The sequence below is a fragment of the Suilimivivens sp. genome, assembly GCF_037359455.1.
Lineage (GTDB): Bacteria > Bacillota > Clostridia > Lachnospirales > Lachnospiraceae > Suilimivivens > Suilimivivens aceti.
Genome location: NZ_JAXXXI010000035.1, coordinates 277,600 through 299,717, shown reverse-complemented (window position 1 = coordinate 299,717; position 22,118 = coordinate 277,600). Strand labels below are relative to the sequence as shown.

At 40.7% G+C, this 22,118-nt stretch carries 25 protein-coding genes; 22 read left to right on the top strand and 3 right to left on the bottom strand.

Annotation, left to right across the window (positions count from 1 at the left end; translation table 11 throughout):
- Positions 1-94: 94 nt before the first annotated feature.
- The 20 genes from WJQ40_RS06555 (at position 95) to WJQ40_RS06460 (ending at position 17,351) form a co-directional block, all read left to right on the top strand.
- Complete coding sequence (locus WJQ40_RS06555) at positions 95-331, top strand: DUF4321 domain-containing protein (protein WP_118797021.1); 237 nt, start codon at positions 95-97, stop codon at positions 329-331.
- 76 nt (positions 332-407) lie between these two features.
- Positions 408-1,097, top strand: coding sequence for a DNA repair protein RadC (gene radC, locus WJQ40_RS06550; RefSeq protein WP_337538760.1), 690 nt, complete (start codon positions 408-410; stop codon positions 1,095-1,097).
- 15 nt (positions 1,098-1,112) lie between these two features.
- A complete protein-coding gene (locus tag WJQ40_RS06545; protein WP_337538757.1) occupies positions 1,113-2,123 on the top strand; it encodes a rod shape-determining protein in 1,011 nt (336 codons plus the stop codon).
- A complete protein-coding gene (mreC, locus tag WJQ40_RS06540; protein WP_118797018.1) occupies positions 2,120-2,995 on the top strand; it encodes a rod shape-determining protein MreC in 876 nt (291 codons plus the stop codon). Before WJQ40_RS06545 ends, mreC begins: the two co-directional genes overlap by 4 nt.
- A gap of 3 nt (positions 2,996-2,998) precedes the next feature.
- On the top strand, positions 2,999-3,517 hold the full coding sequence (gene mreD, locus WJQ40_RS06535; protein ID WP_118797017.1) for a rod shape-determining protein MreD: 519 nt from the start codon (positions 2,999-3,001) through the stop codon (positions 3,515-3,517).
- The gene (locus WJQ40_RS06530; RefSeq protein ID WP_337538755.1) at positions 3,510-6,374 is read left to right on the top strand and encodes a penicillin-binding transpeptidase domain-containing protein; all 2,865 of its coding nucleotides are present in this window, start codon (positions 3,510-3,512) and stop codon (positions 6,372-6,374) included. The genes mreD and WJQ40_RS06530 overlap by 8 nt, the downstream gene beginning before the upstream one ends.
- A gap of 22 nt (positions 6,375-6,396) precedes the next feature.
- Entirely contained in the window at positions 6,397-7,077 is a 681-nt protein-coding gene (locus tag WJQ40_RS06525; protein ID WP_118797015.1) for a septum site-determining protein MinC, read from the top strand.
- Positions 7,078-7,133: 56 nt separating this feature from the next.
- Positions 7,134-7,925: a septum site-determining protein MinD gene (minD, locus tag WJQ40_RS06520; RefSeq protein ID WP_118797014.1), complete on the top strand. Its 792-nt coding sequence runs from the start codon at positions 7,134-7,136 to the stop codon at positions 7,923-7,925.
- A gap of 12 nt (positions 7,926-7,937) precedes the next feature.
- Positions 7,938-8,207, top strand: a complete 270-nt coding sequence (minE, locus tag WJQ40_RS06515) for a cell division topological specificity factor MinE (protein WP_118797013.1) — start codon at positions 7,938-7,940, stop codon at positions 8,205-8,207.
- Positions 8,208-8,231: 24 nt separating this feature from the next.
- Complete coding sequence (locus WJQ40_RS06510; protein WP_337538753.1) at positions 8,232-9,347, top strand: FtsW/RodA/SpoVE family cell cycle protein; 1,116 nt, start codon at positions 8,232-8,234, stop codon at positions 9,345-9,347.
- Positions 9,348-9,394: 47 nt separating this feature from the next.
- Positions 9,395-9,790 carry a methylglyoxal synthase gene (gene mgsA / locus WJQ40_RS06505; protein WP_118797011.1) on the top strand — a complete coding sequence of 132 codons (396 nt, stop codon included), beginning with the start codon at positions 9,395-9,397 and terminating at the stop codon, positions 9,788-9,790.
- Complete coding sequence (locus tag WJQ40_RS06500) at positions 9,774-10,775, top strand: D-alanyl-D-alanine carboxypeptidase (protein ID WP_337538751.1); 1,002 nt, start codon at positions 9,774-9,776, stop codon at positions 10,773-10,775. The genes mgsA and WJQ40_RS06500 overlap by 17 nt, the downstream gene beginning before the upstream one ends.
- Positions 10,776-10,876: 101 nt before the next feature.
- On the top strand, positions 10,877-11,296 hold the full coding sequence (locus WJQ40_RS06495) for a twitching motility protein PilT (RefSeq protein WP_337538749.1): 420 nt from the start codon (positions 10,877-10,879) through the stop codon (positions 11,294-11,296).
- 84 nt (positions 11,297-11,380) lie between these two features.
- Entirely contained in the window at positions 11,381-12,772 is a 1,392-nt protein-coding gene (locus tag WJQ40_RS06490) for an HlyD family efflux transporter periplasmic adaptor subunit (protein ID WP_337538748.1), read from the top strand.
- 12 nt (positions 12,773-12,784) lie between these two features.
- On the top strand, positions 12,785-13,477 hold the full coding sequence (locus tag WJQ40_RS06485; RefSeq protein ID WP_118797008.1) for a YggS family pyridoxal phosphate-dependent enzyme: 693 nt from the start codon (positions 12,785-12,787) through the stop codon (positions 13,475-13,477).
- A 15-nt stretch (positions 13,478-13,492) separates the two neighbouring features.
- Entirely contained in the window at positions 13,493-14,005 is a 513-nt protein-coding gene (locus tag WJQ40_RS06480) for a cell division protein SepF (RefSeq protein WP_118797007.1), read from the top strand.
- A 61-nt stretch (positions 14,006-14,066) separates the two neighbouring features.
- Positions 14,067-15,179 carry a 3-dehydroquinate synthase gene (gene aroB / locus WJQ40_RS06475; RefSeq protein WP_337405434.1) on the top strand — a complete coding sequence of 371 codons (1,113 nt, stop codon included), beginning with the start codon at positions 14,067-14,069 and terminating at the stop codon, positions 15,177-15,179.
- Positions 15,176-15,715: a signal peptidase II gene (gene lspA / locus WJQ40_RS06470; protein WP_118797005.1), complete on the top strand. Its 540-nt coding sequence runs from the start codon at positions 15,176-15,178 to the stop codon at positions 15,713-15,715. The genes aroB and lspA overlap by 4 nt, the downstream gene beginning before the upstream one ends.
- Before the next feature lie 4 nt (positions 15,716-15,719).
- The gene (locus tag WJQ40_RS06465; RefSeq protein ID WP_337538746.1) at positions 15,720-16,640 is read left to right on the top strand and encodes an RluA family pseudouridine synthase; all 921 of its coding nucleotides are present in this window, start codon (positions 15,720-15,722) and stop codon (positions 16,638-16,640) included.
- A gap of 84 nt (positions 16,641-16,724) precedes the next feature.
- Complete coding sequence (locus WJQ40_RS06460; RefSeq protein WP_118797003.1) at positions 16,725-17,351, top strand: cytidylate kinase-like family protein; 627 nt, start codon at positions 16,725-16,727, stop codon at positions 17,349-17,351.
- 478 nt (positions 17,352-17,829) lie between these two features.
- On the opposite strand, the gene dtd is transcribed toward WJQ40_RS06460, so the two are convergent.
- Entirely contained in the window at positions 17,830-18,282 is a 453-nt protein-coding gene (dtd, locus tag WJQ40_RS06455; protein ID WP_262573020.1) for a D-aminoacyl-tRNA deacylase, read from the bottom strand.
- A gap of 55 nt (positions 18,283-18,337) precedes the next feature.
- Positions 18,338-19,657, bottom strand: a complete 1,320-nt coding sequence (locus WJQ40_RS06450; protein WP_337538744.1) for an AI-2E family transporter — start codon at positions 19,655-19,657, stop codon at positions 18,338-18,340.
- 168 nt (positions 19,658-19,825) lie between these two features.
- Here WJQ40_RS06450 and WJQ40_RS06445 point away from each other — a divergent pair, with 168 nt between their 5' ends.
- The gene (locus WJQ40_RS06445; RefSeq protein WP_337538881.1) at positions 19,826-20,842 is read left to right on the top strand and encodes a tyrosine-type recombinase/integrase; all 1,017 of its coding nucleotides are present in this window, start codon (positions 19,826-19,828) and stop codon (positions 20,840-20,842) included.
- 3 nt (positions 20,843-20,845) lie between these two features.
- On the opposite strand, the gene WJQ40_RS06440 is transcribed toward WJQ40_RS06445, so the two are convergent.
- Positions 20,846-21,220: a LysM peptidoglycan-binding domain-containing protein gene (locus tag WJQ40_RS06440; RefSeq protein ID WP_337538742.1), complete on the bottom strand. Its 375-nt coding sequence runs from the start codon at positions 21,218-21,220 to the stop codon at positions 20,846-20,848.
- A 252-nt stretch (positions 21,221-21,472) separates the two neighbouring features.
- On the opposite strand from WJQ40_RS06440, the gene lexA reads away from it, so the two are divergent.
- Positions 21,473-22,087, top strand: a complete 615-nt coding sequence (lexA, locus tag WJQ40_RS06435) for a transcriptional repressor LexA (RefSeq protein WP_337538740.1) — start codon at positions 21,473-21,475, stop codon at positions 22,085-22,087.
- Positions 22,088-22,118: the final 31 nt, after the last annotated feature.

Genomic DNA, 22,118 nt, shown 5'->3' with positions numbered 1-22,118 from the left:
TAAAATTTCCATGAAAGCGGTATACATTGATTTTTTTCTATGCTAAAATAATGACATTGTGAACAAGCAAAAGAGAAGCCGGGGGTAACGATTTATGCGTAAGAATAACTGGGCCTGCTTTCTGCTGATCCTGGCAGGAATTGTAATAGGTGGCTTTATAGGAAGTCTTTTACCGGTACAGTGGTTAAACTATGGGCAGACGTTTGGACTTTCCAGTCCGGTCGTCCTGGATTTTGGTATCCTGTGCCTGACATTTGGACTTTCCATTAAGATCACTGTAGCCAGTATTCTTGGGATTATTATTGGAATTATTATTTACCGCTTCCTTTGAAATATGTAAAACATTACTTTCTGCATAGTCAGATGCCGGGAGGTATCTGTGATGAGAGAAGGGCAGAAAGGAAAATATGGAAGCTATCACAGAAACAATGAGTCAGGAACAGCCCTATGAGAAATTTATGCGTTTCGGGGCTGAAGCACTGACAGAAGCAGAGCTGCTTGCCGTTATCCTGCGGACAGGCACCAGAAATTGTTCTGCATTGGAGCTGGCAGAAAAGGTACTTTCGCTTGCCAGGGGAAGGGAAAAGGGATTAAATGCACTGCACCATATACCCTTAAGGGAACTGCTGAAGATCCCGGGAATTGGTGAAGTCAAGGCAGTGAAGCTGAAAAGCCTTGCAGAGCTGTCGAAACGTATGGCAAGAGAACAGGCTGCCTCAACACTTTCCTTTGATTCACCGGATACAGTAGCCCGTTATTTTATGGAAGAGCTGCGGCACGAGGAAAGAGAAAAGGTACTGTTATTATCACTGGATTCCAGACTTAATCTGATTGAAAAGGATGTGCTTTCCATTGGAACCGTGAATTATTCCCTGCTTTCTGCAAGAGAAATTTTCGTACTGGCATTTCAAAATAAGGCATCGTCTGTTATGCTGCTTCATAATCATCCGAGTGGGGATGCAACACCAAGCAGACAGGATGTCTGTGTTACAGAAAAGATAAAAGAAGCCGGAGAACTGCTTGGCATTCCGCTGACAGATCATATCGTTATAGGGAGTAATGCTTATACAAGCTTTAAGAAATGCGGCTTATTATAGAAAGGAGTATTTATTTTGTCTTCAAATATTTTTGGTATCGATCTTGGTACAAGCAATATTAAAATTTATAACAGGGCGGATGATACAATCCTTGTTGAAAAAAATATGATCGCCATCGAAAACAAGAGCACGCTGTTTGCCTATGGAGATTCCGCCTTTGAAATGTACGAGAAAGCACCGGCCAACATTCATATTTCCTATCCGTTGTCCAATGGTGTAATCGCTGATATCAAGAACATGGAGCTTCTTGTCAAATATTTCATCAATGACCTGACAAGAGGCAATGTACGTCCTGCAGATTATTATATTGCAGTCCCCTTTGACATCACAGAGGTAGAGAAAAGGGCTTTTTATGATCTGATCAAGGAATCCGGTGTGAAGGCAAGGAAGATCCTTGTTGTGGAAAAGGCAGTTGCTGACGGCCTTGGGATGGATATTGATGTTAAGAATTCCCAGGGGGTACTGACTGTTAACGTAGGGTATGATACCACAGAAATTTCCATTCTGTCCCTTGGGGGGATTGTGCTCAGCAAGCTGATCAAGATTGGCGGGCTTAAATTTGATGATGCGATCCGCAGTGCGGTGCGCAAGGAATTCAGCCTGATCATAGGTGGAAAAACAGCAGAAAATGTCAAGATTTCGCTGAAAGAGCTTGAAAAAGAGGGAAGAGGTGCAGTTGTTTACGGCCGTGATATTGTAACCGGACTTCCTGTAGAAAGAGAACTTCCTACCTCTATGATTGATGAATGTCTGATGGAACTGTTTTATACGATCATTGACAGTATAAAAGTCATTCTGGAGAGAACACCTCCGGAACTGGCTGCTGATATCTACCGTCATGGTATTTATCTGACTGGCGGGGCTTCCCAGGTCAGTCATCTGGCTGAACTGATCCACAAGGGAACCGGTCTTAAGGTAAATCTCTCTGAGAATCCGGTTACCAGTGTTGCACTTGGACTTGCCAAGATCATCAAGGAAGATAATTACAAGTCCGTAGCTTATGCTATTGAAGGAATGAGTAAATGAGTCCTGTCGTAAAGAGAAAAGGAGAAAAATTTACATTACCGAGTAAATATCTCCTTTTTATTTTAACAATTGTATGTACCGCACTGATCATTTTGACTTTTTATACCGGTTTTCTGAGTACCCCGTTAAGTGCTGTGGGAGGCTTTCTGATCGTTCCCATGCAGGACGGGATCAGTAAGGCAGGCTCATGGCTTTCAACAAGATCAGAAGAATTGGTCGAGATCCGGTCGCTGATTCAGGAAAATGAGGAGCTGAAGCAGAAAGTGGACGAGCTTACCATGGAAAATATCAGCCTTCAGCAGGATCGGTACGAGCTGACCAATTTAAGACAGCTCTATGAGCTGGATTCCCAGTATGATGAATATCAGAAGATCGGAGCAAGGATCATTGCCAAGGATTCTGGCAACTGGTTCCATTCTTTTACCATCAACAAAGGAACGAATGATGGACTGTCCGTGGATATGAATGTCATAGCCGGAAGTGGGCTGGTCGGAAGGATCATAGATGCAGGACCTGACTGGGCAAAGGTAATGGCGATCATTTCCGATAATTCCAACGTCAGCGGCATGGTACTTTCCACATCCGATAATCTTATCGTAACAGGAGACCTGGAGCTGTACGCAGATGGTCTGATCAGCTTTGAAAAGCTGGTTGACAGTGCTGACAGAGTGGTAGAGGGGGATAAGATCGTCACCTCCAATGTCAGTGACAAATATCTGCCAGGGATTCTGATCGGTTACATATCGGCCATTAATGTGGATTCCAATAATCTGACCAAATCAGGAGTGTTGACACCGGCAGTGGACTTTGAGCATCTGGAAGAGGTTCTTGTGATCACACAGACAAAGCAGACTGTTGCGGAAGGAGACTGATCCATGCTTAGATTTCTGGTTTCATTTTTTCTGACAATATTCTGCTTTGTACTGCAGAGCACAGTTTTTCCGGCAATCTCTTTTGGAGGGATTGTGCCAAATCTTATGATTGTCCTGACTGCTTCCTTTGGATTTATGCGTGGAGAAAAATCAGGTCTTTTATTTGGTTTTTTCTGCGGACTTCTGGCAGATATTTTCTTTGGAAGCTTTATTGGACTGTATGCATTGATCTATATGTATATTGGTTATTTAAATGGCAAATTCAACAGGATTTTTTATCCGGAGGATATCAAGCTTCCCCTTGCCCTGATTCTATGCAGTGATCTGGCATATGGATTGCTTTGCTATCTTCTGTTTTTCCTTATGAGAGGAAAATTTCATTTCGGATATTACCTGCTTCACATTATTCTGCCTGAGGCTGTTTATACCATCGTGGTAACCCTGCTGTTATATCCGCTGATCCTCTGGATCAATAAAAGGCTGGAAAGCAGAGAACAAAGGAGTGCGCGGAAATTTGTTTGAGGATTTTAAGGAAAATTTGATCAATACCATAACATCCCGTACGTTTGTGCTGACAATCGCAATGATTCTGATTGCGGTGGTTATCATTGAACGTATTTTTGATCTGCAGATAGTACACGGAGAAGAATATCTTGATTCTTTTGAAACAAAGATCATGAAGGAAAGAACCATTTCCGGAAGCCGTGGCTGTATTTATGACAGGAATGGGAACCTTCTTGCGTACAATGAACTGGCACATTCTGTGACGATAGAAGATGTCTATGAAAACAGCAAGATGAAAAATTATAATCTGAACAGTACGATTGCTACGCTGATCCAGATGCTTGAAAAAAATGGTGACACGACTGTACGGGATTTTAAGATTGATCTGGATGATAATGGCAGATATGCATTTACAGTAGAGGATACACAGCTTCTGCGTTTTCTGGCAGATGTGTATGGCTGTCTTTCTATTGATGATCTGAAGGAGCAGGAACGGACTGCTACAGCAGAAGAAGTGGTGGAATATCTGTGCGGCTGGAGCCGTTTCAGGATTGGAGAGTATACCTCTGAAGATACTAAGGATACCTTTATCCCCGGTAATGGCTATACCAAGGAGGAGGTTCTGAAGATCCTGACCATCCGCTATGATATGAATACCAATTCCTACCAGAAATATATTGCAACCACAGTAGCAACGGATGTAAGCGAAGAAACAGTAGCAGTGATCATGGAAAACTGTAATGAACTGGAGGGTGTTTCCATTGTAGAGGATACTGTACGCAAATATGTAGATAGCATTTACTTTGCACCGATCATCGGCTATACCGGCAAAGTAGACCAGGAGGAACTTAAGGAGCTTCAGACTAAGAACAATGCTTATGACCTGAATGATACGGTTGGAAAGCTTGGCATTGAAAAATCCATGGAATCCTGGCTGCAGGGCAAAAAAGGAAGTGAAACGGTATTTGTCAACAATGTTGGTAAAGTAATTGAAACAAGCAACTATGTGGAACCGGCTGCCGGAAATGATATCTATCTGACACTTGATAAGGATCTGCAGATTGCCTGCTACAAGATCCTGGAAGAGAAGCTTGCAGGTATTCTGTATTCCAATATTATCAACACTAAAGAATTCAATACGGAAAATGTTACGAGCAGTAAGATAAAGATTCCTATTTATGATGTATATTTTGCACTGATCAATAACAATATTATTAATCTTTCTCATTTTGAAGAAACAACTGCAGCCGAAAATGAAAAGGCGGTATATGACAGCTTTCTTACCAGAAAGGAAGATGTATTTGCCACTCTCAGGGAAGAACTCTTTAACACGAAAACAACCTATGAAAACTTGAAAAAGGAATATCAGGTTTACGAAAGCTATATTGTCAGGATGCTTTACAATAATGGTGTGCTCGACAAGGAGAAGGTGGATCCGGAAGATCAGACTTATATTGCATGGACAACCGATGAGGTGATCAGCCTGAATGAATACCTGAATTACTGTATCGCACAGAACTGGGTGGATGTAACGAAGCTTTCTCTTGACAGCCAGTATTCCGATACGGAGGAAATTTATAGGAAACTGGTAGATTATCTTTTCGGACAACTGAAAAATAACCTGGATTTTACCAAGAGCATTTACAAATATATGATCAAGGATGATGTGATATCAGGCAGACAGATCTGCATGATCCTGCTGGAGCAGAACCTGATCGATATTTCAGAAGAAGAGCAGAACAAACTGATCAGCGGCGCTGTTTCTTCCTATACCTTTATGATGGACCGGATCAAAAACCTGGATATTACACCGGCTCAGCTTGCACTGGATCCCTGTAATGCCTCCATGGTCATTACGGATGTCAATACCGGTGATGTGCTTGCACTGGTTTCCTACCCGGGATATGACAACAATAAGATGGCAAATGGTGTAGATGCAGAATACTTTGCACAGTTGAGAAGTGATCTTTCATCACCGATGCTGAATTATGCAACCCAGCAGAGAACTGCACCTGGTTCCACCTTTAAAATGGTATCTGCAACTGCCGGCTTCAAAGAAGGGATCATCAATACAACTACGACGTTTGTATGTAATGGCCAGTTTAATGAAATCGATCCACCTCCCCGCTGCTGGATCTACGGAAGAGGCAGCCATGGAGCGTTGAATGTGACGGGAGCAATCAAAAATTCCTGTAATGTATTCTTTTATGAAATGGCATACAGGCTTGGTATGGTGGATGGAGTCTATTCTTCAGAAGCCGGTCTTGAAAAGCTTCAGAAATATGCAGATATGTATGGACTTACAGAAACCTCCGGTGTAGAGATTGAAGAATACGCACCACAGGTATCAAATACCGATGCTGTCCGTTCTGCCATTGGCCAGGGTACCAATAACTATACAACGGTCAGTCTGGCAAGATATGTTACAACAGTAGCAAATAGTGGTACCTGCTATGATCTGACACTGATCGATAAAGTAACTGACAGAAGTGGAAATCTTCTCATGGAAAAGGAGCCTCAGATACGTAATCAGGTAGAACTGAGCAGTGGTGAGTGGAATGCCATTCATACTGGTATGCGTCAGGTGGTGGAAGCAAAATCCTATTATTCTGATCTGAAGGTTCAGGTAGCTGGTAAGACAGGTACCGCAGAAGAGAATAAAAACAGGGCAAACCATGCATTGTTTGTATGTTATGCACCATATGATAATCCTGAAATTGCAGTAGCAACCAGAATTGCTTATGGATATTCTTCTGATTATGCGGCAAGAACGACCAAGGATGTGATCAGTTATTATTTCGATCTGGTAGATGAAGATGATCTGATCACAGATACAGCATCTGAGCTTGGAGCAAGTACAGCACAGACTGACTAAAACAGAAAGGCGGCTATATTCATTGAAACAATCTGTCATTATAAAAAGTTTTCCAAATGGTATTGTGCTTCATCTTTCCGAAGCAGACACATTTGAAGAGATCCTGCAGGAAACTGCAATACGTTTCCGGGAATCCAGAGATTTTTTCAAGGATGCAAAAATGGCTCTGTCCATCAAGGGCCGGAAGCTGACGGAAGAGGAAGAAAATACCCTTTTAAATATCATATCAGAGAATTCTGATATTCATATCCTGTGTCTCGTAAGTGATGATGAAGATACTGACAGGATGTTTATAAAAGCTATTTCTGAAACAGACTTTTCAGAAGACGGAAATGGGAACAGTGCCGGCCAGTTTTATAAAGGCACATTAAAAAATGGTGAAGTACTGGAAACAGAATACAGCATAGTGATTCTAGGAGATGTTTATCCCGGATCAGCCATTATATCCGCACGGGATATTATCGTTCTTGGCGGGCTATATGGAGAGGCCTATGCCGGAGGAAATGGCAGTGATGGCCATTATGTAGCAGCGCTTGAAATGTCGCCGGAAAAATTAAAAATCGGTGATTTCAAATATCATGCCAAAGAGAAATCAAAATGGGGCATTAAGCCAAAGGTACAGCCGAAAATCGCATACGTAAAAAACAAAAAAATCGTTATGGATTCCCTTACCAAAGAATTACTGAGTGACATGCCACTTTAAACAGGATATGCCTCAGGGGACGAAATTGATTCACAACAGTTTGAGGAGGATAAACTATGAGTGAAGTAATTGTCGTCACATCAGGGAAAGGCGGGGTAGGAAAGACCACTACTTCCGCAAACGTAGGAACGGGTCTTGCAGCAATGGGGAAAAGGGTGGTTCTGATCGATACCGATATCGGTCTGCGCAATCTGGATGTAGTCATGGGGCTGGAAAACCGGATTGTTTATAACCTTGTAGATGTGGTAGAAAATAAATGCCGTATCAAGCAGGCATTGATCAAGGACAAACGTCATCCAAGTCTTTATCTGATGCCATCAGCCCAGACAAAGGATAAAACAGCAGTAACTCCGGAACAGATGGTCCGTATGATCAATCAACTCCGGGAGCAGTTTGATTATATCATCCTGGACTGTCCGGCAGGGATTGAACAGGGATTTAAGAACGCCATTGCCGGTGCTGACAGGGCGCTTGTGGTAACAACACCTGAGGTATCTGCGATCCGCGATGCAGATCGTATTATTGGCCTTTTGGAGGCCAATGACTTCAAACAGATAGATCTGGTGATCAACAGACTACGTCCGGATATGGTAAAGCGCGGAGAAATGATGAGTGCATCCGATGTGATCGATATTCTTTCAGTTCCACTGATCGGTATTGTACCAGATGATGAAAATGTGGTGATCGCCACAAATCAGGGAGAACCACTGGTTGGAAATAATACACTGGCAGGAAGAGCATATCAGAACATATGCTACAGGGTAACCGGAAAGGAAATGCCTTTTCTTGAATTTGAAAAAAGCTTTTCCTTTTGGACCAGAGTGTCAGGAATATTTCGGAAGAACTAGGAGGTGGCTGATATGGGATTCAAACATTTTTTTTCACGGAAAAAATCCAGAGAAATTGCAAAAGACAGGCTTAAGATTCTTCTGATCTCCGACAGAGTAAACTGCTCACCGGAAATGATGGAAATGATAAAAACAGATATTGCAAAAGTTATATCGAAATATATGCAGATAGATACAAAATCCATGGAGATCCAGATCAGCAAAACGGGAGTAAAAGGGCATGATGGCAAAATGCCGACACTGTATGCCAATATTCCGATTCTGGATCTTCACAGCAAATGATAGAAGAGGTAAGGATTTACTTATATGCTGAGACAGTATAAATTACGGAATTATAATTTCAAACTGATATTTCTTGTGCTTGCCATATCGATGATCGGGATCATTGCCGTAGGAAGTGCACAGGAAAGTCTGCAGTCAAGACAGATTGGCGGATTTGCGGCAGGTGTGGCTATCATGATCGCACTTTCCCTGTTTGACTATTCGATCATACTGAAGTTCTACTGGCTCATTTATGCAGCAAATGTAGTATTGCTTGCTCTTGTCATCTTCATCGGGGATGAAGGCGGCGGTGCACAGAGATGGCTGGATATCGGTGGTTTCCGGTTCCAGCCGTCCGAGATTGCCAAAATATTCATGATCCTGTTCTTTGCCGAGTTTCTGAGAAAGAACAGGGAAAGACTGAATACAGTAAAGTATATTGTACTGTCTGTCGTTTTATTCGGTATTCTGGCATTTCTTATCGTTTCACAGCCAGATCTTTCTACAACCATTGTGTTCTGCCTTATTTTTGCATCCATCATGTTTGTGGCAGGAATCAGCTGGAAGCTGATAGCCGGTGTTCTGGCTGTAGCCATTCCGGCTGCCGTAATCCTGATCTTTCTCATCCTGCAGCCGGATCAGAAGATATTCAGCGGAGATACTACATATCAGGGCAATCGTATCATTGCCTTCTTTAACAAAGAAGAGTATGCCAATACCCTTGGCTATCAACAGGAATACTCGGTAATGGCCATCGGCTCCGGACAGCTTACCGGAAAAGGCTATAAGACAAACCAGATCAGTTCGGTAAAAAATGCAAACTTTATTTCTGAACAGGAAACAGATTTTATCTATGCGGTCATTGGGGAGGAGTTTGGGTTTATTGGTTCTTCCGCAGTTGTGATCCTGCTTCTCCTGATCAGTCTTGAATGCTTTGCGGTGGCAAGAAAAGCAAAAGATACAGCAGGAGCGGTGATTGCTACCGGGATCGGTGCCCTGATCGGTTTCCAAAGCTTTATCAATATAGGTGTAGTTACTTATCTGCTGCCAAATACCGGTCTTCCTCTGCCGTTTGTCAGTTATGGTCTGACATCGCTGATCAGTTCCTTTATCGGAATTGGATTAGTTTTAAATGTGGGGTTACAATGTAAACAAAAATAGTGTATACTGAAAGAGAAAATCTGTGAGAAGGGAAGGGCAAATTACTTATGAATATTGCATTAATTGCCCATGATGCCAAAAAGAAGCTGATGCAGAATTTCTGCATTGCCTATCGGGGCATATTGAGCAAAAATGAACTCTATGCTACAGGAACAACAGGACGTCTTGTGGAGGAAGTAACCAATCTGACGATACATAAATATCTGGCAGGGCACCTAGGTGGGGAACAGCAGCTCTGTGCGCAGATTGAACATAATCAGCTTGATCTTGTTATTTTCCTGAGAGATCCGCTGACACAGAAGCATCATGAACCGGATGTAAACAATGTAGTCAAATTCTGTGATGTATATAATATTCCACTGGCAACCAATCTTGCCACCGCTGAGCTTTTGATCAAGTCCCTGGACAGAGGAGATATGGAGTGGCGTGAAAATTACAAATAGGCAGAAAATGCAGATAAAGCGCAGCGTATCAGTTCTTTGCTCCTGTATGATGCTTTTTTTACTGACAGGCTGTGGACAGAGCAGATATGATATGGCATATACTGTTAATTCAGATGTCAGCAGTCTGCGTCTTGTTAATATTGAAGAAAAAAATTTAAATGCAGAGACGTTTGCTTCTGATCTCTGTGTAGTATCCTCAGATATATCTATTCCCGGCATAGATACCTCCAAGGCCGATGGTGCCGGATTGTTCGATGTAAATGGCAGAAATACTTTATATGCCAAAAACGTATATGAAAAGCTGTATCCGGCCAGTCTGACCAAGATCATGACGGCACTGGTAGCATTAAAATATGGTTCCATGGATACCACACTGACAGCATCTGCCAATGTCAGGAATCTGGAATCCGGAGCACAGACCTGTGGGCTGAAGGAAGGGGATCAGATGACCCTGGATCAGGCACTTCATGTACTTCTGATCAATTCAGCCAATGATGCCGCCATTATGATTGCAGAAGGAATTGCCGGATCAGTCGAAGCGTTTGCCGACATGATGAATCAGGAAGCACTTGAGATCGGGGCAACCAATTCTCACTTTGTAAATCCCCATGGTCTTTCTGATAATGACCATTATACAACGGTATATGATATGTATCTGATCACCAATGCAGCGATTCAGTATGACCGGTTCAATGAGATCATACATATGAAAGAATATCAGACAGTATATTATGACAAAAGCGGAAACGCCAAGGATCTGTCGGTTAACAGTACCAATTATTATCTGCAGGGAAATGCAGATGCACCTTCCGGGATCACAGTACTTGGAGGAAAGACAGGAACAACTAATGCAGCCGGACACTGCCTTGTGCTCGTGTCAAGAGATACATCCGGAAATCCTTACATTTCTGTGATCATGAGAGCCGAAAGCAGGGAAGATCTGTATGATGAGATGAGCAGCCTCCTTTCCGGAATTAACAAATAACGGTTGTCATTTGGCACTTTCTATCTTATAATAAAAACAGGGTTATTTCTTGAAGGTGCTGTCAAAAGCAGTACCAAATCATACTACAGGAGGGTTTACCGATGGTTCAGTTAATTGTAGGAAAAAAGGGAAAAGGCAAAACAAAACAGCTTCTTGACAAAGTAAATAGTGAAGTACAGTCTGTATCTGGAAATATTGTATATCTGGATAAAAGCACAAAACATATGTATGAATTAAATAATAAGATCAGATTAATCGATGTTTCCTCTTATCTGATCACCAGTCCGGAGGAATTTCTCGGATTTGTCTGCGGTATTGTTTCACAGGATCATGATCTGCAGCAGATGTATTTTGACAGCTTCTTAAAGATTGCATGCGCAGAAGAAGCTGAAATAGAGCCTATCATCAAAAAGCTTGATGCTATTGGAGAAAAGTTTGGAATTGATTTTGTACTTAGTATTTCCCGTGACGAAGCGGAGCTTCCTGCTTCACTGAAAGAAAAGATCATCGTTTCATTATAATCAGCAGTAGAAAAGGTAACAGCAGGAACCCCGGAAAATATCTGGGGTTCTTGTTCTGAAAAGGAAAAGATTGGAGTCTGACCATTGAATGCATCCCGGAACAATGTGGTAAAATACAGAAAACCTCTGAATATCAATATTGGAATGGTCATTTTCGCTGTTATCCTGATCTATATTATCATCTGTGTGTTCGGATACTTCACAGCCAAGCATGTAGTCCCTTATGAAGTAAAGGAGGGGTCTCTCTCAGCCAATAATATTTATCAGGGAATCGCCTTGCGAAATGAAAAGATCATTACAGCTGACCAGGCGGGGTACATTAATTACTATGCCAGAGAAGGTGAACGTGTCGGCGTAGGAAATCTTGTTTATACACTGGATGAATCTGGTAAGCTTTCTGATTATGTTTCTGCCGAAAACAGTGGAGAAACAACACTGTCTGATAAAGATCTGGCAGAACTGAAATCAGAGATCCTTGGTTTTGTTTCTGGTTTTGATGCAACAAACTTTTCAACTGTGTATGAATTCAAATATGACGTTAAAGGTACTGTACTGAAGCTGGCTAATGCCAATATTCTGAAAAATATTGATAAGCTCAATGCCGGAACGACAAGCCTTGTTTCCTTCTGTAATGCACCTGATACCGGTATTGTGATCTATTCTGTAGATGGTTATGAGGCTTTGAAGCTTGAAGACTTTACGAAAGATCTGTTTGATAACAAGGATTATGAAAAAACACAGCTCATCAGTAATGACCTTATCGCCCGTGGTGATCCTGTATATAAGCTGTCTGAGGATGAGGACTGGTCCATTGTGATCCAGGTGGATGAAGAAAAGGCACAGGAGCTTCTTGAGCTTGAATATGTAAAGATCAGATTTTTGAAAAATCAAGATACTTCCTGGGCTGAGGTAAAGAGCTACACCAATCCTGATGGAGATACCTTTGTATCCCTTACCTTTACCAATTCCATGGTTACCTTCTGCACAGACCGTTTTATAGAGATCGAACTGATCACAGAAGATGAAAAAGGATTGAAGATCCCGGTTTCTTCCATTATACAGAAGGACTTTTTCATTGTTCCCAGTGAATACGTGATCCAGGGCGGTGAATACGGTCGTGATGGGGTCATGCGAGAAAGCTATACGGAAGAAGGTACCGCAACGACTGAATTTGTTGAAACAACGATCTATAATGCCACAGAAACAGAATACTATCTGGATGACAGCACCTTAAGGAGCGGCGATTATCTGATCAAACCTGATTCTACAGAAAAGTATGCTGTCAGCAAAAAGGGAAGCCTGATGGGCGTTTATAATATCAACAAGGGTTATGCCGATTTCAAGCAGATCGACATTTTATACCAGAACGAAGAATACGCAATTGTAAAGTCCAATACACAGTATGGTCTCAGCGTATATGATTATATCGCACTGGATGCTATGGCAGTAGAAGATAATGAAATTATTAATGAATAGGAAGTGTCAAGGATGATCGCAGAAAATCTGAAATATGTAAATGAAAGAATACAGAAATCCTGCCTGAAAGCAGGACGGGATGAGAAAGAAGTAACACTGATCGCTGTCAGTAAGACCAAACCGGTTCCGGATCTGATGGAAGCTTATCAGGAAGGCTGCCGTGAGTTTGGAGAAAATAAGGTACAGGAGCTTGTTGATAAATACGAAGTAATGCCAAAGGATATCCACTGGCATATGATCGGACATCTGCAGACCAATAAGGTGAAGTATATCGTTGATAAGGTAACCATGATCCACAGTGTAGATTCCATTAAGCTTGCAAGGGAGATCAGCAAAGAAGCACAGAAGAAACAGGTCACCGTTTCTATTCTGATCGAAGTGAATGTAGCAGGGGAAGAATCCAAGTTCGGTGTAAGCATGGAGGAAGCTGAACCATTGATCCGCAAGATTGCATTGCTTGACGGGATAAAAATATGTGGTCTTATGACAATAGCACCATATGTAGAGGATGAGGAAAAAAATCGTCAATATTTTGCTGATTTAAAGCAATTATCTGTTGACATTGCAACAAAAAACATTGATAATGTTAATATGAATGTTTTGTCAATGGGCATGACAGGAGACTACGCTGTTGCCATAGAAGAAGGTGCTACATATGTACGTGTTGGTACAGGCATCTTTGGTGAAAGGCATTATGCAGTATAAAAAGGGGTGCTTAAAATGGGAGTAATGGATAAATTCCTCAATGCGATGAAACTGAACGATGACGATGATGATTACTATGATGATGACTATTATGATGAGGAACCAGTAGAGTCCAAACCAAAGAAGCTTCCTTCTATTACAAAAGAAAGTAATGCAGAAATAGAAGATGAGAAGCCTGCACCAAAGAAGGTGACGCCAAAGGTAACACCCATGCGCCAGAATAAGAAGACTGGTAATGGCATGGAGGTATGTGTGATCAAGCCGACATCCATTGAAGATGCGAGAGAGATTACAGAAACACTCCTAGCAAACCGGACAGTTGTTTTGAACCTGGAAGGTCTTGATGTAGATATTGCACAGCGTATCATTGATTTTACTTCAGGATCCTGTTTTGCAATCAGTGGGAATCTGCAGAAGATATCTCATTATATATTCATCATAACACCGGCTATTGTAGATATTTCCGGTGATTTTCAGGAAATCTTATCAGGTTCCTTTGATGTACCACCGATCAATAATGGATTATAGAAGCAAGCTTCCTGGTGATGCCGGGAAGCTTTTTTACTACTGTTACTAAAGGAGAATAACGATGTCTGAACGAATGACAATCAATTATGACAAAAAACCATGCTACGATATTCTGTTCACTGCTTCCTTTGAAGATCTTCCTGAAGAACTTCTGAAGCTGGATTCGAAAGACCGTAAGGTATGCATCATTACGGATTCCCATGTAGAATCCCTTTATGGTACTGAGCTTTTAGACAGGATTACTCCATTCTGCCTGAAAGCAGTTATGTATGCTTTTCCAGCAGGAGAAGAAAATAAAACACTGGATACTGTCAGAGATATTTACCGTTTTCTGATTGAAGAGAAGTTTAACCGCAAAGATCTGCTGATCGCACTTGGCGGTGGTGTGACCGGTGATATCACAGGATATGCAGCAGCAACCTATCTGAGGGGGGTGGATTTTATCCAGATTCCCACAACACTGCTGGCACAGTGTGATTCCAGCATTGGTGGAAAAACAGGTGTTGATTTTGAAGGCTATAAGAATATGGTTGGTGCATTTTATATGCCGAAGCTGGTTTATATGAATGTTTCTGTGCTTGGCACACTGGACGACAGACAGTTTTATGGTGGGTTTGCAGAGGTGATGAAGCATGGACTGATCAAGGACAGCAATTTTTATGAATGGCTTCTTGACAAAATGTATGAGATCCATGAAAGAAATCCTGAAACCATGCTGGAAATGGTACAAAAGAGCTGCCTGATCAAAAAGCTTGTAGTGGAGAAGGATCCTACTGAAAAAGGAGACAGGGCTCTTTTAAATTTTGGACATACGATCGGTCATGCCATTGAGAAAGCAAAGAATTTTAATATGACACATGGAGAATGTGTTGCTCTTGGCTGTGTGGCGGCTGCGTATATCTCCTGGAAGCATGAATGGCTTTCCATGGAGGAATATTATGAAATCCGTGACATGTTTGTGCCATTTAACCTTCCAATCACGATAGAAGATATTGATCCTGCGGAAATTCTCGCTCTGACAAAATCAGATAAAAAGGCAGAAAACGGAAGTATAAAATTTGTACTTCTTAAGAAGGTTGGAAAAGCTGTCATTGACAGAAATGTTACAGATGATGATATTTTGAATGCCGTAAAAGAAATTCTTTATGTGGAGGATGAGAATTCAGCAGAATGAAGAAAACATTGAACAAAGAGAAAATAAAACTGTTATGTATGGATCTGGTCATGCTTGTCGTACTTGTTCTGATCGATTATTATACAAAATACCTGGCTGTGATCAAACTGAAAAATCAGGCAGCGTTTAATATCATCGATGGCGTACTGGAATTTAACTATCTGGAAAACAGAGGTGCTGCATTTGGTATGCTTCAGAATCAGAAAATCTTTTTCGTATTTATTGCAGTGATCTTTTTAAGTGTTATCATATTTGTATTGCTCCGTACCCCGGATGACAGGAAATACAGAAAGCTGCATATCCTGCTGACCATGATTGCCGCCGGCGCCATTGGTAATATGATCGACCGGCTCAGATTTGACTATGTTGTAGATTTTATTTATATTGTCCTCATTAATTTCCCGATTTTCAATGTGGCAGATATGTATGTAACATTTGCCACAGTGATACTGATCATTCAGGTTCTGTTTGTATATAAGGACAATGATTTTAACTTTTTAAGCTTTAATCAGAAAAAATTCAGGGAACTTAAATAAACATATGGCGGAAGAATTAAAGGAATATGAATTTATTGTTTCAGAAGAATCAGAAGGGGAGAGAGTCGATAAGTATCTGACGATGCTTATGGACTCTCTTTCCCGTTCTTATCTGCAAAAGCTTTTAAAGGAATCACATGTGACCGTAGGCGGACAGCCAGTAAAGGCGAATTACCGGATCAAAACTGAAGATGCAGTAAGAGTATTGCTGCCACCCCTGATCACACCGGATATCCTTCCGGAGAATATTCCTTTGGAGGTTCTTTATGAAGATGAGGATGTTATCGTAGTCAATAAACCCAAAGGTATGGTTGTACATCCGGCTCCCGGACATTACAGTGGTACACTGGTCAATGCACTTTTATACCATTGCCATAATTTAAGCGGTATTAACGGTGTTTTACGTCCAGGAATCGTACACCGTATTGATAAGGATACCACAGGCAGTATCATTGCCTGCAAAAACGATGCCGCCCATGCTTCCATTGCCGAGCAGTTAAAAGAACACAGTATTATAAGAAAGTATCATGCCATTGTGTGCGGCAGACTGCCGGAAATTGAGGGAACGATCCATACAAGAATTGGACGTCACCCCACAGATCGTAAGAAAATGGCTGTTGTGAGAGAGGGTGGAAAGGATGCCATTACTCACTATAGGGTACTGCAGCAGTTCGAGAAATATACCTACGTGGAATGTATACTGGAAACCGGCCGGACCCATCAGATCCGTGTACATATGGCAAGTATTGGACACCCCCTTCTCGGAGACGAAATCTATGGAACACCTTCAAAACAGTATAAACTACAGGGACAGTGTCTGCATGCAAAAATCCTTGGATTTTCACATCCTTCCACAGGAAAGTATATTGAAACAGATGCATCACTTCCTAGATATTTTGAGCATTTGCTCACAATCCTTGCATGATCTTTCAGACAATAAACTGGATTTTTTTCGTTTTTTTGATATAATAGAAATAACACTGACAGTGAAAAAAAAGGAGGGTTCCGTATGAATACAGTTATTACAATCGGAAGGCAGTTTGGTTCTGCCGGCCGCGAGATCGGTGAAAAGGTTGCAGCGTATTTTGGAATTAAATGTTATGATAAGGAGTTATTGAGCCGAGCAGCAAAGGAAAGTGGTTTTTGTGAAGAAATGCTGGAAAATCATGATGAAAGACCAACCAGCTCATTTCTTTATAATCTGGTTATGGATACGTATTCCTTTGGTTATAATGCATCCCATTTCGTAGATATGCCTATCAGTCATAAGGTATTCTTGGCGCAGTTTGATGCTATTAAAAAAATTGCAAGCGAAGGCCCTTGCGTTATTGTCGGACGGTGTGCTGATTATGCATTAAATGATCTGAAGAATTGCGTCCACATTTTTATTTATGGTGATGAAGAAACCAAAACCAAACGAATTATGGGTAAATATAATGTAGATGCTGCTAAAGCAAAGGATATGTGCATTAAAAAGGATAAACAGAGACAGAGCTATTACAATTATTATTCCTCCAAGAAATGGGGACGTGCTGACAGCTATGATCTCTGCATTAACAGCAGTGTTCTTGGTGTAGAAGGAACAGTAAAGCTCCTTGTTCAGTATATTGAAGACTTTGAAGCTAAGAATCAGTAAATGAAGTATATAAAAGATATCAAAGCCATACTGTTAGAAATCGGTATGGCTTTTTCAGTGCACGGGTACATGAAGTCAACAGGTTTTTTCTGCCTGCCTGGTCGAAGAAAAGAAGCCTGAAAGATACAGAAAACTATTCGCAAAACACAAGTTTAACGAACAGTGCGTGCTTTAACCATCACGATCCGTTGCGGTTTTTGTCCTCAGCCAGATCTTCCCTGGTAATATAATCTACAGCACTATTGTAACGGGTAATCTGTTTAGTATGATTCCTTATTTTAGTATCTGGCTTAGGTTTATTGTGAATACGATCATATTTCTGATGAAAGCTTTGTACAGCATCTGGTGTTATGTTTTTCCTTTTCTTTCTGATTTTTAGAAAGGTATAGATATATACAATCGCTAGAAACACCACGATCAGGCCAATTAATATCTTCATATAAGCTGCCTTTCAATATTATATATTGATTTCATGGAATTATTTAATGATTTCGTCTGAATCAAGCACTATGGTAAAGGGACCGTCATTGATCAGGGAAACCATCATATGTGCACCGAAAATGCCTTGTTCAACAACAGGGATTTCCTTCCTGCACTGTGACAGGAAATATTCATACAAGGCATTTGCCTGATCAGGTGTTCCTGCACCGATAAATGAGGGTCGGTTTCCATGCCTGCAATCCGCATATAATGTAAATTGTGAAATAATTAACAATTCTCCATTTACAGATTTAATATCCAGGTTTGTTTTCCCATTTTCATCTTCAAAAATACGAAGCTTCAAAAGTTTTTGGAACATTTTATCTGCAATTTCTTCTGTATCAGTCTGACTGACCCCCAGCAATACCATAAATCCATGGCCAATTTTACCGACAACCTCCTGATCCACACTAACGGAGGCTTCCTGAACACGTTGAATGACTAATTTCATAATTTACTACTCTCCTATTTCTTCCAAGCATTTTTATAGGTTTTACTGTAAGATACTAATCTTCTTTCTTATCACTATTGTTATCATGAGTTGATTTCTTCTTAAAGGAAAATTTAAAGAAAGGTTTCTCAAGGCTTTCATCCTTGGGAATCATATTTCTGCTTTCATCAATATAGTTCAGGTTAATATAATCGGTCGTTTTCACAGAAAGCTCCCGCTTACGCAGCACTTTTTCAACCAGGCGCTTGATAAAGGCATAAACAACAGCAAAGAAAGGTACACCTATGATCATGCCAAGTACACCAAATAATCCTCCGAAAATAGTGATAGAAAAAATAACCCAGAATCCTGTCAATCCCGTTGACTGTCCAAGGATCTTTGGCCCGATAAAATTGCCATCCAGCTGCTGCAGGATCAAAATAAAGATCAGGAATGTCAGACATTTCATGGGACTGATCATTAGGACTAATAGTGCACTTGGAATAGCACCAAGGTAAGGGCCAAAGAATGGGATCACATTGGTAACACCTACAATTACACTAACCAGCAATGCATAGGGGATATTCAAAAGCGTGGTTCCAATAAAACATAACAATCCAATAATGATAGAATCTACAATCTTTCCACTGATAAATCCAATAAAAGTATCACTGACAAAACGCATATCGTGGATCAGTTCATTGGCATTTGATGTAGGAAAAATGCTGTAGATAATTTTTTTAGTCTGTGCAGAAAAGGTTTCTTTGCTGAACAGAACGTAGATGGAAATAATCAGACCAATGATCAGGTTCCACATAGCCTTTAAAACACTGATCAGACTTAGGGAAACTGTCCGCAGCAAAGATTCCATCTGGGGCAGCACATTACTATTAACATAATGATTAAATTCGGTAGAATATGTGGTCATAAGCTGCTGTACAAGATTCTCAATATCTGGATTGGCTTCAAAATACTTGTCCATGAATTTCATCAGATTGTTCACATAAATGGGAAGCGCCATGGAAATACTTTGGATACTGTTGATCAGGTTGGGGATCATAATAGAAAAGAAACCATAAACGACTAAAATAACAATAATAATTGTCAGTGTAACAGAAATAAAACGGATTCCTTTCTTCTTTTTAGAGCTGATTTTCGATTTCCTTGTAAATGCCGGGATCAAAAATTTTCTTTCCAGTGTATTTACCAATGGTGTCAGCAGATAAGCCAGAATCATACCATAAAGAACAGGACATGCAATCTTTACAATGGAATCTATTCTGGCTGAAAAACGGTCCCAATGAAATAATAAATAATAAAAACAGATGGAAGCTGCAATTACAAGGAATGCAGTAATTCCAAAGCAGATGTATTTTTTTTCAAATTTTAATTTCATTATATACTTGTTCCTTCCTAAAAATGTTAACCCATATTAATTTATCATACCATTATTTCTGAAAATATACTATGGATTCTTATTGATTTATGATAATATTATCATAGTTTATTGGAACTGGAGGACTGAACATTGGAAAACAGTAAAAATTATCATGACGAGCAAAGCATGATCAACATAACCCATATGAGAGAAGTTCTTGCTACACTGCCGGGCTTCTGCAAAAGCTTTTTCCGCGGTATCCAGGAATATACTTCTTCACGGACACGTCTTGCTTATGCCTATGATCTCCGGGTATTTTTTGAATTTCTGCATGATAATAACAGCATGTGCAAAAAAATGGAGATTACAGCATATCCTCTTTCTATCCTGGATAGTATCTGTAAGGAGGACATTGAGGAATATATGGATTATCTGAGTCTGTACGAAAAGGATGGTAAGGAATATACCAATAATGAACGCGGAAAAAAACGAAAGCTGTCTGCCTTAAAGAGCTTTTATAATTATTATTTCTGTGCAGAACAGATACAGACAAACCCGGCAGCCCTCGTACCTCTTCCCAAACAGCACGAAAAGGAAATCATCCGTCTGGATGCAGACGAAGTTGCCATGCTTCTTGACCAGGTTGAAGATGGAACAAAGCTGAGTAAGACCCAGCAGATTTATCATAAAAAAACAGTGATACGGGATGTGGCACTTCTTACTCTTCTGCTGGGAACCGGGATACGTGTTTCTGAATGTGTGGGGCTGGACATCAATGATGTGGATTTTAAAAATAATGGAATTAAGATCAGACGAAAAGGCGGCTATGAAACTGTAGTTTACTTCGGAGATGAAGTGGCAGATGCACTACACGATTATCTGGAAAAGCGGCATCATATGATACCGCTTGAAGGTCATGAAAATGCACTGTTCTTATCCCTGCAGAACAGACGGATCACTGTCCGGGCTGTAGAAAATCTTGTAAAAAAATACGCTTCTACCGTAACGACACTGAAAAAAATTACTCCTCACAAATTGAGAAGTACCTATGGTACTGCCCTCTACCAGGAAACCGGTGATATTTATCTGGTAGCAGATGTTCTTGGACACAAGGATGTGAATACTACCCGAAAGCACTATGCAGCCCAGTCTGATATGCGTAAACGGAAGGCTGCCAATGCTGTACGCCTCAGAGAACCATAATCTTTACTCTACAAATACATCGCTGTAATAGGGAAGAATGATATGCTGTCCATAGATAATAGTATCCTTTTTCATATGATTGATATTCATCACCTCTTTAATATAATCATCATGAGAATCATAGAATTCACTGTCAGCGTACTGATCGGCATAATTCCAGAGAGTTTCTCCACTGGCTACAGTAACGCTTTTATAATACTTATAGCTGATGTTATGATCTCCTGCCGCCTGGGCTCTGGATCCGATACTGAAGAAAGCACCGGAAATACCTATTGTTAAGAGTAAGGTTATAACAGTAATCATAAGATGTCGTTTGAGCTGACGGCATCTTTTTTTCTTATTATTTCTGATCCTTCTTTCACTGATCTGATTATTCATGATTCTGCCTCCCTGATAATCATCCTTATACAAATATCGAACGTATGCTCCAAATATTTGTTCTTATGTTTTGATTATATCGAACATACATTCCCGTGTCAATAGATTACATGAAAATAATCGAACAAATATTTGGAATATATGTTTGCTTTCGGAAATGAGGTATGATATACTTTATTTATCAACTACTGAATCAAAATTGAAAGAACTGATACTGGCAGGTTATCGGTCAGTGATATGGGAGGATCAAGCATGGCATATGGTAAGATTTCAGTGAAGCAACAGGAAATACTGGATTATATTAAGGAAGAAATATTAAAGAGAGGTTATCCGCCGGCTGTTCGTGAGATCTGTGAAGCTGTGAATCTGAAATCCACCTCTTCCGTCCATTCCCACCTGGAAACACTTGAGAAGAATGGGTATATCAAAAGGGATCCTACGAAGCCGCGTGCGATTGAAATCTGTGATGACAATTTTCAGATGGTACGTACTGAAATGGTAAGTCTTCCCGTGATCGGACAGGTGGCAGCCGGACAGCCGATCCTGGCTGAAGAGAATATTGAAAGCTACTTCCCTGTTCCAGCAGAGGTGGTACCTCATGGAGAATCCTTCATACTGAACGTCAAGGGAGATTCTATGATCAATGCAGGTATTTTTAACGGAGATCAGATTTTTGTCAATGCCTGTAATACTGCCAGAAATGGTGAGATTGTGGTTGCCCTGATCGATGATTCTGCTACCGTCAAGACATTTTACAAAGAAGATGGACATATCCGTCTCCAGCCTGAAAATGATACCATGGATCCGATTATTGTCAATGACTGTCAGATTCTTGGAAAGGTATTTGGAATTTTCCGTATTTTATAACGGTTCCAAGTTCTATTTTTAAAAAGGATGG